This is a genomic window from Enterococcus termitis (assembly GCF_001730305.1).
GTDB classification, from domain to species: Bacteria; Bacillota; Bacilli; order Lactobacillales; family Enterococcaceae; genus Enterococcus_L; species Enterococcus_L termitis.
Window position 1 is genome coordinate 77,917 of record NZ_MIJY01000044.1, and the last position, 17,176, is coordinate 95,092.

The following is a 17,176-nucleotide window of genomic DNA, read 5'->3' on the forward strand; positions in this document are numbered from 1 at the left end:
ATAAGAAGGAGTGGCAAAAATGGATTTATTGATCAAACAAGCGCGTATTAAAGATGGAGAAGCATTACAGGACGTTGCAATCGACAATGGAAAAATCATCGAAATCGCACCAGAGATTTCTGGTGAAGCCAAAGAAGTGATCGAAGCGGACGGACGTGTCTTGATTCCTGGTTTAGTAGAAAGTCATATTCATTTGGACAAAGCCTTGATCGCAGATAGAGAACCAAACAAATCGGGTACATTACAAGAAGCGATCCAAGTAACAGCAAAATTAAAACCAACATTTACAGAAGAAGATATTTACAGTCGCGCCAAACAAGCACTAGAAATGATCATCAGTCATGGAGCAACGGCTGTCAGAACACATGCAGAATTTGACCCAGCTCAAGGCTTCACTGGATTTAATACGATCATGAAACTAAAAGAAGAATACAAAGACCTAATCGACATGCAGGTTGTTGCATTCCCGCAAGAAGGGATTTTCAAAGCACCTGGTACAGAAAAAATGATGTATGAAGCAATGGAAATGGGCGCAGATGTTGTCGGAGGAATTCCTTACAACGATGCACCAGCAAATGAACATATCGACTTGATTTTTGAGATCGCGAAGAAGTATGATAAAGATATCGATTTACACCAAGATTTTGCAGACGAAGCAGATGATACATCAATCGAATACTTATGCGAAAAAACGATCAAAGAAGGGTATGAAGGTCGTGTATCTGTCGGACATTTAACTGCTCTTCATGCGATGGAACCAGAGCGCTTAGCTAAAGTCATCGATCTGATGGTCAAAGCACAAATCAATGTAATGCCGTTGCCTGCGACTGATTTACATTTAGGCGCACGTAATGATCAATACAATGTTCGTCGTGCAGTGACGCCAATTCGTAAATTACGTGATGCAGGTGTCAATGTTGCCTTGGCAACAAATAATATCCGTAATGGCTTTACACCTTATGGTAATGGCGATTTGATCCAAATTGCGATGTTGGCTGTTCCTGTGGGGCATCTTGGCGGAGCAGATGATTTACCAACTGTTCTACCAATGATCACAGAAAATCCTGCAAAAGCGTTAGGATTGAAAGACTACGGATTAGCTGTTGGGAAAAAAGCAGATTTAGTTTTACTAGATACAAAAGCTGTAGCGACAGCATTGATTGACTTTCCAGAGCGTTCTTACGTAATAAAAAACGGAAAAGTGACCGTGAAAGTGGATAAAAAAGTCAATATCTTAAGATAATTTTTTGAAAGAAAGAGGCTAAGATAAAAGTGTAACATCAGCTTTTATCTTAGGCTCGATCTTTCGTTAAAGAAGGCGGACTAAATGAAAGAGCAGACAATCATAAGCGATTATTTAACGAAACTAAATAGGTGTGGTATGGGCCGTGTGCATAGTGTTTTTGAGCATTCTTTGAATCTCTCTGTGAATGATCGGTTGATCAACATTACCTCATCAGAGGATTTTTTATCTAGCTTTGGGTTGAAACTATCGGTCACAGACTTTACCCTGCTTCAACCTTACTGTCAGCAGGGAAATCTAGTGAAGCTGACGCGCGATTCAATGACTGTTTACAGTAATTTCGGCATTCAAACTATCCAATTAGCACCATTAGTCAAAATGGAGTTGAAAATTCAGCCGCTTCCATATGGTGAAGAAATACTTCAGAAATTGTTGACCGTTCTTAAAGAAAAACACCTAGAATCTAAAATCGGATTAAGCATTGGCGATAGAGAAGCGTGCTATTTTACTCAACTAGCAGAAAACAAAGTAGAAGATTGGGAGCAGATCGTAACGTATTTAATTGGGCGAGGGAAAGGACTGACACCGAGTGGCGATGATCTATTGCTCGGCTATTTATTTATGTTGAAGACCTATCAGCATCCAGCTGCTTCAACAGTTGCCGAACAGATAAAAACGCATATTACAGCGACAACAAGTATCAGTGAAAATTATTTTTATGCGCTGCTTGATGATTACGTCAGCTCAGTGGTGATGGCGGTATGGAGAGCGTTAGAGGGAAAAGAATCTCACGCTCATTTTGAAGAAAAAATCGCTAGGCTGCTAGAAGTCGGTCATACCTCGGGGCATGATATGTGTTATGGTATTTTATTGGGAACGAAGGCAGTATTAAATGAGCGAGGCCAGTAGGAAAGAACATTTCTTTTCACTGGGCTTTTTTTGTCTATTTTTGTTATTCTAAACGAAAACTATCATAAATCCAGTATTAGATGTTCAATAGATTGAAGGGGAGAAGGGTTAACAGTGAGCGTTTCATAAGATACTAATTAATGGAAGAAGTTAGTTGAATCGAATCTAAATTTAGAGATGTGTTCTTTAATGTTTGAGCTGGATTGGGTGCGCTAATTATCGTATTATAATAAGGAAATTTGTGTGGAATTTTACAAACCACAGTACAACTGGCGTTGGAAATCAATAATGACAGAACTATTTTACACATGAAAACAAAAAAGATAATCATATCTAGGTGTTGGATCTATTAGTTATTTTGGGTCAATATCTTTATAGAAATTTTGCTTGAGCCAGATAAACGAAATTTGAGGCTGCTAATCTAAGGGACCAAATTAGTTTTATAAAAATGCTGATCGATGGTACTAAGATTTAACATCGATTTTCTACTTTGGCGGACGTTGATTAAAGAAAGGAGAATGAGGATATGGCTATGTCTAAATAATGTTGCTGAATAAATTTATATATATGCTAATTGTACAACGATTTATATAGTCCAAATTAGTAGGACAAAATATTAGTTTTTTCTCAAAGGAGGCTCAAAATACGGACCTTTGCTGAGTAAAAGTATTTTTCAGTCATATTAAATTTTCTTATTATTGAAGGGAGATAATCAATTAGTGAAAAAGATTCAAAGCAAACTTATACATATGATGATGGTAGCAATAACAGCTGGCTTAAGCACGTCACCTTTCATCAATGCAATGGCAGAGGAAGTAAAAGAACCTTCTCAGATGGAAGCATTAGTAAAAGAACCAAAATCAATTCCCGCAAATTCATTAGATGCTACAGACCAAACGATTTTTGGCGCCAATGCACTGGTTCCAGATGCAGAAGAAAATCAAGCCAATCAATTATTAGCTGCAATGAACAAAGCAATCAGTTTGGGAAAATATTTATACATACCTAAGGGAACCTATTACATAGAATATACTCGAGTATTTCCCAGCAATTCTGTCATGATTGGTGACGAAGAGGGGGCTACGATTTTTAAGAATAGAACGACGAATGATATTAATCTAGGGAGCGCAAATCAATATGGGAATCGAAGTGTTCTAACATTTAAGAATCTCTTTTTTGATGGGTTATCGATTAATACGGATATGTTTAAAAATGTCACTCTTGATAGCTGTGTGTTTTACAATCCAGTGTCAAATTTCCAAGTATTCTTGGAGTTTTCTGAGAATGCAACAATCAAAAACAATATTTTCTTAAGAGACGTTGATCATGCGAAAGGACAAGACTCACCTGTTGGGGGAGCTGCCTGGAATCATACCATCTATTTAGGTGGATATACGACTGCAAAAGATAAATTAAATCAGTATCAATATAATACCTTGGTAGAAAATAACCTGATAGGTGCAAAAATCGATGAATTGGACGCTTTAAAATATGTTCAAAAAAATGCAGATGGATTAGCCAATACCATTACAAGATTGCAACATGCGCTGGAAGATGAACAGTCTATTGTATTAGAGCGAAATGAACAAAATATTATTTCTACAGGAATCAATTCTTTCAGTACATTAAAAAAAGCTAGAATTTTAAATAATATTTTTTATTCAAATAAAGATAATGAAGAAACAAATGGCTTTATTACACAGGACCACGTGACCTATCTTCGAGGATCTACGGATGTTGTTCTAGCAGGTAATCATGTTCGTGGCTGGTTTAATGGCTCTTGGGGTGGTTTTAAGTTTAAATCGGGTAGAGAAATCAGTATTATGAACAATTATTTCCGTAATACTGGACTTATTATGACCGATGATCCTGAGATCGGTGTCGTAGAGACAACGGATAGAGTATCTATGTACAAAGACATTTTTGTTGCAAACAATACATTTGACTTCAAGTATTGGGATGGCGGTTATCGGATTGGAATGGAGTTTAGTGCTCAGCAAGCACCGGATAAAACGAGCATTAGTAATGGTGTTTTTATCAATAATCGATATATACATTTTAGTAATACAAAGAAAGCGGATTTATTGCTTTATAATCCAACAACTAAAACAGGATTTCACCCAACGAATAATAGCCATGTTTCTGGAAATACAAGAGACGATGGTGCACATAATGGTTTTTCAATAGTCTATGGCTGGACTGCTGAGGATTACGAAAAAATGAATCCGGATTGGGAAAGTATCTATAAACCTAGTGGTTACAATGAGTATGTCGCACTGCCTATTCCTGAAAAAAATATGTTACCATCAGCTGTTCCAACAACGATAAAACTTGGAGATGAAGTGCAAGCTAGCGACTTAGTGAAAAATACCTTTGATAAAGATGAAGCAACACCTGTTGCAAGAATAATGAATCCGAATGAATTGGAATCGGTGGGGATCCATAGAATCAACGTAGAACTAACGTATCCTACAGGATTTATGTGTGTGATCAGAGTACCAGTAACAGTAGAGGGTTCATCTGAAGAAACAACGGAGATCACTGCGAATCCATTCACAGTAAAGCTATCAGAAGTTAGTCATCTAACGGCCGAACAAGTCATCGAAAAAGCACAGGCAAAAGCAATCTCAATGCCAAGTAACGAAGAACAAGAGTTGACGGTAAATTATTCTGAGCTAAAAGAAGCGACAGAAGCAGGTGTTTATAAGGTTATCTTCGAATCAAATGGTGTTCAAAAAGAAATTGATATAACCGTAGAAGAGGATGAACAACCGGAAGAAACTATAGAAATTACAGCAGAGCCATTTACTATCAGGCTATCAGAGATTCAAGAATTGACTGATGCTAGAGTAATCGAGTTGGCCCAAGCAAAGGCTGTACTGATACCAAGTAATATAGAACAAACGTTGACAGTGGATTATTCTACATTAAAAGAAGCAACAGAAGCAGGTATCTATACGATTGTATTTGAAGCGAATGGACATCAAAAGGAAATTGAAATAACGGTTGAGGCAGATGATGCACAGATAGAAGAAACGACAGAAATCAACGCGTATCCATTTACTGTAAAACTCTCTGAACTTAAAAATTTAACCGCAGATCAAATCATTGAAAAAGCTCAAGCAACCGCCATTTTATCTCCAAGTGGAGAGCGGCAAGAATTGAGAGTGGACTACTTGTCTTTACAAGCGGCGACAGAAGCAGGTATCTATAAAGTAATTTTTGAATCAAATGGTGTTCAAAAGGAAATTGACGTAACGGTCGAATTAGATGAGGAACAGCCAGAAGGAATTACAGAGATCACAGCAGAACCATTTACTATCAAGCTATCAGAAATTGAAAGTTTGACAGAAACAATGGTGATTGAAAAAGCTAAAGCAGTCTCAATGCTAAATGGGGAGAATCAAGAGATCACTGTAGACCTTCGCTCATTAAAAGAAGCGACTACAACGGGGGTATATACGATTATCTTAATATCCAATGGTGTGCAAAAAGAAGTTGAAGTCACCGTAGAAGCAGATATCGAACAACCAGTTGAGATAACAGAGATAACTGCAGAACCATTTACAATAAAATTATCAGAAGTCAATGCGCTGACAGAGACTCAAATTATTGAAAAAGCCCAAGCAAAAGCTGTGTTGATACCGAGTGGAAAAGAACAAGCTTTAACAGTGAAGTACTCATCCTTACTAGAAGCAGCAAGAGCTGGTAGCTATAAAATAGTATTCGAATCAAACGGCGTACAAAAAGAAATTGAAGTCATAGTAGAGGACGATATAGAGCAGATAGAGGAAACAACAGAAATCTCTGCCGAGTCATTTACCATTAGACTTTCCGAAGTTAATACATTAACCGCCAAACAAATTATTGAAAAAGCGAAAGCAAAAGCAATTTTAACACCCAGCGGTAAAGAACAAGAATTAGCATTAGAATACACTGAACTAAAAGCAGCAAAGCAAATTGGTGTCTACAAGGTGACGTTTAAATCAAATGATGTCCAAAAACAAGTTGAGGTAATTGTAGAAGCTAATGAAGAACTACAAAAAGAGATAACACAAATTACAGCAGAACCATTTACTGTAAAATTGTCTGAAGTCAAAAGTTTGACAGAGAATCAGGTGATTGAAAAGGCTCGTGCAAAAGCAGTGTTGCTGCCAAGTAGAGAAGAACAAGTGTTATCAGTGAAGTACTCGGCATTAAGAGAAGCAACAGAGGTCGGGAATTATAAAGTAACGTTTACATCGAATGACGTACAGAAAGAAATTGAAGTGAAAGTGGTATCAGAAGATGTGGATATTCAAGACACAGTCTTAGGCGGAAGGAATGTAAGAGTACCTGAAACCAGTCAGCAAGAAAAATTACATTCAGATACGGCTAAGAAACTTCCAGAAACTGGGGAAAATAATAAAAAATATGTCCTAGTTGAATATATGTATATAGTGACATTACTATATATTGGCTTTCGTTTTCTATATATAAAAGTTGTAAACGGAAATCAATTTTCAAAAAGAGAAAAATAATCGAAAGAAGATAATCGTATTTTGAGATCTTACTTGCATAAGTAGATGGAAAAATACGATTATAGATATTTCAAAGAATGGAGTAAGTTTAGTTGAAACGATCATACGCATTTTTTATTGCAGGAGCGCTTTTTCTGACGATAGGATCAACTAAGTCAGTTGTACTTGCAGAGACAGAGCAAATGCAAACTTCGCAAAATGACACTGCATTGTTGACTTCTACGTTAAAAGATTCCGGAATGTATGGAACATCGTCTTGGGAATTGTACACAGATGGTACGATGACAGTGAGTTCTGGATCTTTTGTTGGAGAATTAGTGGGCAATGCACCTTGGCAAAAATATAAAAATATTGTAACAAAAATAACATTTACAGGACCAGTCACCCTTCAGCCGGAAGCAAATCACTTGTTCGCTAACTGCAGGTTATTGACGACTGTTAATACTGAGCAGCTAGATACATCGCTAGTCATAAATATGGGTGGAATGTTTTTTTACTGCACTTCTTTAGCTAGTGTGGATGTGTCTACCTGGAATACAAGCTCAGCTATAAATATGGGAGGGATGTTTGGGAACTGTTATGCATTGACAAGCTTGAATCTTGAAAATTTTGATGTTTCAAATGTTACATCAATTGCTGGAATATTTGCAAATAGTGGGCTTGTAGATTTACAAGTTTCAACATGGAACACAATTTCTGTAACAGACATGTCTGCTGCTTTTTATAACAATAGGGCATTAAACTATTTAGATATCACGTCTTGGAGTTCAACACAGGTTACATCTATGAGTGCAATGTTTGGAAATTGTACTTCTTTAAGTGGGATAAAACTTGGGGATAATATGATTTTTTTAGCAAACACACTACTTCCTCAAGTAACTCAAAATGAAAATTATACAGGACGTTGGGTAGGTCTTGATACAAAAATAAGATATGACTCGAGTGTTTCTTTTCTATCAGAATATGACGGGGCTCAACCAGATACTTTTATTTGGGAAAATAGATTTCAGACAATCACTTTCGATAGTATCGACGGAAGTGAAATCCCTGCTCAAGTAGTTGAGACGGATTACCAAGCTACTGAACCTGAGCAACCGACGAAAGAAGGATATTCATTCATCGGTTGGTATACAGATGAAGCATGTACAAATCAATGGGATTTTTCAGAACCAGTGAGGTATACAATGACACTATTTGCTGGTTGGCAAAAAAATGTAGAGACTTACATGATTAACTTTGAAACGAATGGCGGAGATCCAGTAGCTTCTCAGAGTGTCTTAGAAAGTACTTTAGTAGAGGAACCGGTAATGCCTAAAAAAGAAGGGTATGTATTTTTAGGCTGGTATACAGATATATCTTGTACGATGTCATGGGATTTTGGGACTCCTGTTACTCATGATATGACGTTGTATGCTGGTTGGCAGGAAAAGGAAAAAAATTATACGGTAGGTTTTGAAAGTAACGGGGGAACGCCTCTTGAGGACGTAATCATTCAAAAAAATAGTCTTTTGTCCAAACCAGAACCTCCAATCAAAGCTGGGTACCAATTTGTTGGGTGGTTTTCAGATCCTCAATTGACGCAACTGTGGGATTTTAACAGACCAGTCACTAGTAACCTTCGATTGTATGCTAAATGGGAGTTAATAGTAGAAAATAAGAATAAATCTAACGAAAAAACAGAGACAAAAAATGGCAATGAATCCAAGACAAAAACAATCAAAAGTAATGGAGTTACTGCTGCATCGACATCCGATCTGGCTAAACATATTATAGAGAAAAATGAAAAAATGAGATTGCCTAAAACAGGGAGTCAGGAATCAATTGAATATGTAATGATTGGCTTACTATTGATTTATCTTGTTTTCATTTTAAAACGAATAATCAAACCATGATATTTTATATAAAATTGATTATGTTTATAGTTCGTTCAAATGTTCTTGGAAACTTGCTAAAAAATAAAATGAAAAAATTGCATTAGCTTCAGAGGTTGGAATATATTGTATGGTTAAATTTAATTATTAATACTCAAACAATAGACATTTTTGGAGTGAAATTTATGAATATTGAAGGAGAATATGTCGTTTTTAGTGGTGAGCTATTATGCATGAGTAGAAAACAAGCTAAGGCACTTATTTATTCTCTAGGTGGTTATAATCAACAAACTGTTAACAAAAAAACCACGCTCCTTGTGACAGGCTTGTTTAAAACACATTTTTTTTCAAAAGAGATTCAATATAAAGAAAAAAGAAAAGCAGAAAGTTTAGCTAAGGATGGATATCCAATTCAGATAATAGATGAAAAAAAATTCTTAATTATAGCAAATAAAGAGCTAGTGACATGCATACGACACACCTATCAAAAAGATTTGTTAGAGAATTTAAAAATGTAAACTATGGAAGATAAATAAAAAGAACAGGTTATATGCTTAAAAGAGGATGGGACAGGGAATGTTTAATCCTGAGAACCAAGTAGGTACTGTGCAACAATGTCTATCTGCGACGAGTCTTTGACGAGAAAGCATCAACTCGTTCCTTGTTGGTTTTACAGAAATTTCAGCTTATTTCCGAAGGGATTGCTTCTGCTCCCATCGTTTATTCGGATTCCAAGTGATTGGGGTATGACTCGAAGAGTTATGTCCCAATCACTTTTTTTAGTTGCTCTTTTAATAGATTGTTTTATCTAAGTATTTCAGTTAATAGAAATAGTTGAAACAATATTTATGCAGAGAAAGATATGACTATAAACCGAAAAATGTATTCAGAGCGCATGAACAAATAGGTAGTATGTTTTATGTCATTTAATTTAGTGTATGCTTATTTTTTTGGAGATTATTAATTTTTCTACTTCATTTACGCTTTTATTTAAAAATATCGAATATATTTCATTGATGTATATTTATTATTTTCGTTTTTTTGAAAAAAATAATTGTCTAAAATTTCAAAAAGAAAAGTTGTCTTATGGTAAAAGTGACTTATTTTGCCAATTTTTTTAAAGAAAACGGCTTCATTACGCAAAAAGTGCTGAATCACTTCGTTAATTTATGAGTGCGACTTTTTCAGAGAAGGAAGTATAATTATCGTATAAAAAAGAAATATAATTTGTATGTAATTTAAATTCGTAAGGTGGATCAGAAATAATGAGCAAATTAGGAATGTTGAATCTAGGCAACGGAAGTAGTAGTCATATGGTAGATCTAATTGGAAATGTTGACTATGAAACAATCGTAGTCAACGATTTTGAACAAGTTATAGCTCTAGATGTTCTTGTGATCAATGTAAATGATAACTACGATAGGAGTTTGTTGTATGAATGGCTAGTATTTACAAAACGGAAATCGACTGCTTTGGTTTGGATTACCTCTGAATCGATACCAGAAGAAGACAAGTTACTTTTTTTACGTATGGGAGCGCATGGTATTGTCAAGAAAACACAAAGTATGTCGGAACTGATGGTGGTTATCCAAAACTCACTGGATAGCGTTGATAAATTGAAACGTCTGAAGATAGAAGATTCTCAGTTGACAAACAGCAAAGAGAAAGTGCTACTAAACTATGAAAATAGAAGTATTCAGTTGGAAGAAACAGAAATCGTTTTGACAGTTCTTGAATTCCGCTTGATCGATGCCTTATTTAAAAAGAAAGATAGTGTAATCACGTATGATACATTAGCTAATATTTTGTGGAAGAATGCTAAAGATATGCCAGATAATGTGCGTGTCTATCGTTTATCGAACATCATCTTTCACTTAAGAAATAAAATAAGCACGTTTGAAGATCAAATAAAAATAAGAACCATTCGATCGAGAGGATATAAGCTTGAGTGGAACTCATGAGTAAGAATAATCATAAAGCTGGTTTTAAATTTTTATTTTTAAAATAAAAATTTAATATAAATAATTAATTAGTTGAAGTATCTCTAGGAGGGGACAAAGGAAACAGATACTTTATAAAATTTCACACACACACATTTAAATGGGAAAGAGGAAACACTAATGAGAACACACAAATTAAACTACAAAAACAAAGTATTAACAGGATTGCTAGTAGCGACAACAATTTTCACAACAGCTGGAGTGGCAGGAGTAAGCTTAGTTCAGCCAATGAATGTGCAGGCAGAAACAAGTTCAAATCCAGTAGCGAATGAAACGTCAGATCGTTCAATCACTATTTATAAATATGCAGTTTCTGATTTAAGTCAAGTTGGAGACCGTGGCGATGGTACATTAGATACAACAGTCCAACATGATCCATTAGAAGGTATCAAATTTACAATCAAACGTGTACTTCCAGTCAATGGCGGTGCAGCACTTGTGAATCCAAAAGATCAAAAAGAGGGAATTGACTATACGATCGATCCTAGCTTTACAGAAGTGACAGCAACAACAGATGCTACAGGAAAAATCACGTTTGATTTAGGTAAAGGAACCGCGGCAGATGGTGTTTATATTATTACTGAGCTAGAAGATGACCGCGTAGCGACACCAGAAGCGCCATTTTTCGTAACAGTTCCTCAAACAAGCCGTCAAGACAACGGTTCATTGATTTATGATGTTGTTGTGCAACCGAAAAACGTTGTGAAATCAATCGTAGATCCAGATAAAACAATCGAAGGTGAAAAAGGCTACTCAATCAAAGCTGGCGAACAGTTCACTTGGGAAGCAGCAACGAACATTCCTTCTGGTTTATATCAAGTAGCGTCTCAAGATATGACGATTTCACCTGTTTATGATAAAGACGGCAATCAAATCGCTGACTTAAATGTTAAAGCAGGCGACGAAATTTACGCGAACTATTTCACAATCAAAGATACATTGGTGAAAGAATTATTGCTTGATAATGCCATTATGCAAGTGAAAAAAGATTCAGGTGCTTGGGAAGATTTAGTGTTTGGAACAGATTATGAAGTAACGTTGAATGGAACAAAAGTATCAAGCTTACCAGTAACAGACACTTCAAATGCGGATAAAGCATTGGAATTTACTTTGACACAAGCTGGAATGAAAAAAGTAACAGAAGGCAAATATACAGATATTCGTGGATTGATTACAACACACACAGATAAAGACTTCAACGGAATCATTGATAACCAAATGAACGTGAGTTATTTAGTGCCAGGTCAAAAACCAACAGAAGTAACTCCACCGGAAGAAGACAAACCAAAATTGTATGATGGTGGATTGGACATTGAAAAAACTGCAGAAGATACAAAAGAACTATTAGCAGGAGCAGAATTCCATATCTCTTTAACAGAAGATGATGCTAAAAATGGTATTTTCTTAGCAGCGAATGGTAAAACATATGGTTCAGGCTCAGTAGCAGCTGCAGAAGCGGCAGCACAAGCAGATGGCACAACATTATTGATCGCAGTTACTGATAGTCAAGGACGCGCTGAATTTAACGGATTAGCGTTAGATGTACCGACAACATTGCCAATTGATGAAGCCCAAGTGAAAAGAACATACTGGGTAACAGAAACAAAAGCACCAGAAGGCTATGAATTATTGAAAGAAGCACAAGCAGTAGAAGTAAACTTGACAACAGAAAACAACACAACAGTGGAATTAGCTGTAGAAGATAAACCGAAAACAGACTTGCCATTCACTGGGGGACAAGGAACTGCAGTTCTGATTACAATTGCAATGGGAACTATTGCATTAGGTTCAGCTTTAGTTGTGATGGATAAAAAACGTCGTAAAGCATAAGACAAAGAAAGTAAATTAAAGGGGACGAAAACAATGAGAAAACGAGAATTGAAATGGTTATACTCTGTTTTACTATTCTCCCTATTACTTTGTACTAGTTGGTTGTTTATGACAAATGCAGGTAATTCCAAGATTCAAGCAGAAGAAGCTACAAATACGAGTGAACCAGAAGTTGAACAATCAACTTCTGGTTCTAAGGAATTGGCCGTTGAAACAACTGACACGACTTCAGCAGATAGTATTAAAGAAGTAACTGATTCAGAAAAATCAACACAACTAGCTGACATACCGAAAACACCAGCAGCATGGCCAAATCTAGTAAAAGATACGTCTAACATAAATATTTTTAACAAGAATGATAAGAACACTTGGACTAAGCCAGATTTTTCTAATTCTTGGAATCTAAGTAATTCAACGTTTGAAGTTTTTACAAATGATGGGATTGTTGCAGATAGAAGTAGTGGCAATTATGGAGATGAGGTTTCCTTCACTAATCTTCCTATGTATATAGGAACAACAGCTGCTAGAAAAACATTTAACACTAATTTTGGGATTATCATACACAATGCACGTTATGGTAAGGATCTAGTTGATATAAAAGTAACGATTTTAACGATGACTAATGGAACTGTAATTAGTAGCGATGCAGCTAATTTTGGAAAGTCTGTTTATCTGAGACTAAAACCTGGAACAGTACAAAATGTACCATCAATTCGCATCTTTTCTTCTCAAATGCCATTACTTTCACAACGTGTGGGTATGGAGTTCTTTTCAGCAGGAACAACAACACCTTTCACTGTAAAAACACCGATTGGCTTTGGTGACTGGGAAGGTAATTGGGATGAAACAACTATGTCGAATGGTCCAGGTGCCAACGGTAGAAGTACTATCAACGTATTTGAAACTGCAATGTTGTTCAATGGTACAGATACAACTAGTTTTCAACGATATAACTTTTTTGGTAATTGGGGAACACCTATTTCTACAATAGATCCCAAATCAGGAAGACCATTAACGATAAAAATGTATAAGTACAAAGATGGAACCACTGTGTGGCTTCCGAAAGATGGTAGATATGCAGACAGTGCAGATCACTGGACGAATGCTTATAACTTAGACAACTGGAATCCTAAAGAAGCACAATTTTCAATTGATTATCAAGGATCTGCTTTTCAGATGGGCCGTGTTATTGGCACCATTGATACAATAGGAATTGGAGGAGTCAGTGGTGGAGATACTGAAACATGGAGTCACGGGACTTATTTTGGATTTCCATTTGCCGTACCTTCTCAAATGGTTGCACCGAAGAAATACGTATCTGATTCAGATGAAACATTAGTAACTAAGGACACGCTTAGTGATTTGCATGAAACATTCACTTATACTTTCGATGCACAATTTCCTACACAATCCTATCTAGACTATGCTTTAAAGAGATGGCAGATTAGTGATACTTTACCACCAGGAATTTCTTTAAACGGAGGAGTAGATGCTATTAAAGTAGTTGATGCCTTCGATAATACTGATTTGACAAGTAAATTTACATCAATGATTGACGGTCAAAACTTGATAGTAAAAGCCAATGCAGACACATTGACGGATTTATCAATGTATGGCGAACATTCTAATTTGCGAATCACAGTTCCTGTAAGAGTCACAGATGCATCTAAAATAACCTATGATGCAAATGGAAAAGTTGAAATAAAAAACAGATTCTTTCTAATAGGAACCTACTTTACAGGAGAACAAGTGAGTCTTCCGTCAAATGATGTAATCACGACAACTATAAACAGCAACGCTTTAGTCGTGACAAAATCAGTAGATAAAAACTATGTGGAGTTAGGCGAACAAAAAAATGATCCGATTGGTTTAGAAGAGACGAGTAATCCAATCACTTATCGTATTAGAGTAAAAAATTCTGGTAAGGGAAAAACAGTCGATAAGGTTATAATTCGTGATGCTTTACCATATACAGAAGACTTGAGAAGTTCTATTGTAGATGTAAATAGACGACTTAAGGTCATGGCAGTTTCATTGGTTGATACGGCAACGAATACGAATGTTCCGTCAGAAATTTGGTTTAGAAATGATAATCCAGATCTAACAGTCGATAATATAACAGATAACCCGAGTTTATATTATGATATAAATATGCCGGATCGTGGGTTTCGTAAGGATCAAAATACACTGGATGGCGCAAGCTTATTTGTAGTTAAAATTCCAAATATACCACCTAATACAACCTACGAATTTAGAATACAAGCCCAAGTGATTAGTCCAGGTCTGTATGCAAATTCCGCATCTGTGGGTTCTGTTATTAATCAAGGTTTAAGTACAAATACAGTCCATACGATGGCAATGAAACGAGATTTGAGTGGAAATGTGTGGTTTGATGCCAATGCAGATGGGTTGAAAAACAACAATGAAGAAAGTGCTCCAAACATAGCTGCTAAGCTATATAGAACAAGTACATTTGATGCCGGATTTGTGGATCAAACAGTGAACAATGATCTATTAGGAAATCTATTTATGCCGGATGTTATTAAAACAAATGCACAGGGGAATTATCTTTTTGATTACTTACCTGAAGGACAGTACTCTGCTTCCTTTTCTTTTGATGAAAGTAAATATCAAATAACCAAACCCTTGGCTGATTCGCCAGCACAAGATGCAATAAACTCAAAGGTTGATCCTAAAACGAAAAAAGTATTAGAAGCACCAAACACAGATATAATTTCTGATACATGGGTAAATAAATCACTGACAGCTCCCAAATTAGCAGAGCTTAGAAATTATACGCAGTTTATTTATGAACCTGAATTAGAAAACTTTGAACAGCGACCGTTTAGTCAGGGCATTTGGGTGTTCCGACCTTCAGGACCTCAGCTCCTATTAGATTATCTAGATCAAATTACAATCCCAGTTGGATATAAAAATAATTATGGTGATCCTTGGTTGGATATTCAATTTTTAGTAGGAAGAGAAAATATAGATGCAACAGGAATTCATTCGACCGACGAATCAATTCTACAATTTTTAAATTTTGATAGCGGAACAGCCCGTTTTAGTGTAAAAAAAGCAGGAACAGTTGAAGTTGTCTTTCCAAGTAAAGACGGTAGCTATGTGTATAAGAAAAAAGTCAATGTAGCACCATTTAGCCAAGCAGTGTGGGGCTATCGTCCAAATGGTAGACCTGACTATAATTTGGATCAAACAGAGAAAATGCAGCTACCCAGAAATTATAAAAATAGCGGTGGTGGTTCATGGTTTGATATCTTTTTCAAAACAGGTGTCTCCAATATAAATGCTGATGGAATACACTCTACAGACAATAGTATTGTAGAATTCTTGAATTTTGACGGCAATATTGCCCGATTCAAACCGAAAAAAGCAGGAACAACTGAAATCGTCTTTCCAAGCAAAGATGGCACGTACACCTATAAGAGAAAAGTAACTGTTGTTGACTATGATGGAGAACATCACATGCCAAATAACAATTTAGGATTAGTACGTACAGCTAGTTTGAATCTGTTTAAGTATGAAGAAAGCTCTCTTATCGATAGTAATCATGATGGAAGCTACAGTGATGATGAATTGAGTAAGGCCGAACCTGTTAATGGTGCGCAATTTGAGATTTATCGTGGGAAGTTGACAGATTATCCCGCGAATGGGAAACAAAATGCTGATTACGTCGGCGAATATACAACAGATAATGCAGGCAAAATTCTAGTAGATAAAAATCTATTTTTACACCAAAATGCTGATGGAAGTTTTTCTGCCCAAGATTATACACTCTTTGAAGTGAAATCACCTGTTGGGTATGAATTATTGAAAAAACCGTTATACTTTAACGTTTCACAAGCTAATCAAACGATTCGGCTAGTAGCCTCTGACCAAAAGATCACTGAATTACCTTCAACGGGTGGTAAAAACGCTGTTCCATTAATGACCATTTTATCAATAGGTGCGATGACAATGGCATTATTGTTGATTGCAGGCTATTACTTGTATAGAAAATCAGTTATGCGAGGAGGTCATCAGAATCATGTTCAGCATTAAACAAGAATTACCTTCACTGATTTCTAAGGGAATGATAGCCATGATGTTGTTATTCGGTCTAGTTCTATGCAAAGGAGAGGTTAGCCTTGCAGATAATAGTGAGGCTCCTTATGGCATTACAATCATGAAATATCAGTTGTCTGATCAGGACATAAACAGCATCCAATTTCCGGTTGGAGAAGAAAAATCAGACGGTCAAATGAAGGATACGCAAGGGAATGCATTGGTTCCAATGGCTGGCGTTACCTACAGAATTATGCAAGTAACACCAAGCAATAATACCAGCGACCCTTTTCGTGAAGTAGCCGATTTTGAACCATTGTTTGTTGCTACAGATACTACGGGATTTGCTCATGTAGATTTACCAGAAGGAATCTATAAAGTAAGTGAACAAGCAGATGACCGAATCAACACGCCGGCACAGCCGATTATCGTAGAAGTTCCGCAGACTGTGGGTGGAAAAATAATGAATACATTAGTTATTTATCCTAAATCAAGTGTAATCAAACCTGATTTTCCAAACACAAGTAATCCAGAGGGACCGAAAGGACAGAGTAGATTAGCTGATTCCCCTAATGATTTATTAGATAAAAGTAAGTTACCAAACACGAGCGGCAGTTTAGGAGATATCACCAAAATTTATTATATGATTGCTGCAATAGTGATTATAGGCATTGGTAGCATGATATTTTTAAAGCCTAAAAAGAATCATGTGAATTGATGGTTAAAATAGAGCACGGAACG

General features: G+C 36.2%; 9 protein-coding genes. All 9 read left to right on the forward strand.

The annotated features are described in order from the left end of the window. Positions 1 to 19: 19 nt before the first annotated feature. Entirely contained in the window at positions 20 to 1,243 is a 1,224-nt protein-coding gene (locus tag BCR25_RS15790) for an amidohydrolase family protein (protein WP_069664565.1), read from the forward strand. 84 nt (positions 1,244 to 1,327) lie between these two features. Continuing rightward, positions 1,328 to 2,152, forward strand: coding sequence for an oxamate carbamoyltransferase subunit AllH family protein (locus BCR25_RS15795; protein WP_069664566.1), 825 nt, complete (start codon positions 1,328 to 1,330; stop codon positions 2,150 to 2,152). A 719-nt stretch (positions 2,153 to 2,871) separates the two neighbouring features. Then, entirely contained in the window at positions 2,872 to 6,672 is a 3,801-nt protein-coding gene (locus BCR25_RS15800; RefSeq protein ID WP_069664567.1) for a pectate lyase family protein, read from the forward strand. Positions 6,673 to 6,764: 92 nt separating this feature from the next. After that, positions 6,765 to 8,564 (forward strand): InlB B-repeat-containing protein, encoded by a 1,800-nt coding sequence (locus BCR25_RS15805; RefSeq protein WP_069664568.1) that lies wholly within the window; start codon positions 6,765 to 6,767, stop codon positions 8,562 to 8,564. A 164-nt stretch (positions 8,565 to 8,728) separates the two neighbouring features. Then, the gene (locus tag BCR25_RS15810) at positions 8,729 to 9,061 is read left to right on the forward strand and encodes a BRCT domain-containing protein (protein ID WP_069664569.1); all 333 of its coding nucleotides are present in this window, start codon (positions 8,729 to 8,731) and stop codon (positions 9,059 to 9,061) included. 747 nt (positions 9,062 to 9,808) lie between these two features. Further along, positions 9,809 to 10,504 (forward strand): winged helix-turn-helix domain-containing protein, encoded by a 696-nt coding sequence (locus BCR25_RS15820; RefSeq protein WP_069664571.1) that lies wholly within the window; start codon positions 9,809 to 9,811, stop codon positions 10,502 to 10,504. Between the two features lie 159 nt (positions 10,505 to 10,663). Continuing rightward, positions 10,664 to 12,373, forward strand: coding sequence for a SpaH/EbpB family LPXTG-anchored major pilin (locus BCR25_RS15825; protein WP_069664572.1), 1,710 nt, complete (start codon positions 10,664 to 10,666; stop codon positions 12,371 to 12,373). Between the two features lie 33 nt (positions 12,374 to 12,406). Further along, entirely contained in the window at positions 12,407 to 16,432 is a 4,026-nt protein-coding gene (locus BCR25_RS15830; RefSeq protein WP_069664573.1) for a SpaA isopeptide-forming pilin-related protein, read from the forward strand. After that, complete coding sequence (locus tag BCR25_RS15835) at positions 16,419 to 17,153, forward strand: isopeptide-forming domain-containing protein (RefSeq protein ID WP_069664574.1); 735 nt, start codon at positions 16,419 to 16,421, stop codon at positions 17,151 to 17,153. Before BCR25_RS15830 ends, BCR25_RS15835 begins: the two co-directional genes overlap by 14 nt. Positions 17,154 to 17,176: the final 23 nt, after the last annotated feature.

Excerpts from the sequence above, each read along its gene's own strand:
- BCR25_RS15790 (WP_069664565.1), top strand. The coding sequence starts at position 20 with ATGGATTTATTGATCAAACAAGCGCGTATTAAAGATGGAGAAGCATTA.
- BCR25_RS15795 (WP_069664566.1), top strand. The coding sequence starts at position 1,328 with ATGAAAGAGCAGACAATCATAAGCGATTATTTAACGAAACTAAATAGG.
- BCR25_RS15810 (WP_069664569.1), top strand. The coding sequence starts at position 8,729 with ATGAATATTGAAGGAGAATATGTCGTTTTTAGTGGTGAGCTATTATGC.
- BCR25_RS15820 (WP_069664571.1), top strand. The coding sequence starts at position 9,809 with ATGAGCAAATTAGGAATGTTGAATCTAGGCAACGGAAGTAGTAGTCAT.
- BCR25_RS15825 (WP_069664572.1), top strand. The coding sequence starts at position 10,664 with ATGAGAACACACAAATTAAACTACAAAAACAAAGTATTAACAGGATTG.
- BCR25_RS15830 (WP_069664573.1), top strand. The coding sequence starts at position 12,407 with ATGAGAAAACGAGAATTGAAATGGTTATACTCTGTTTTACTATTCTCC.
- BCR25_RS15835 (WP_069664574.1), top strand. The coding sequence starts at position 16,419 with ATGTTCAGCATTAAACAAGAATTACCTTCACTGATTTCTAAGGGAATG.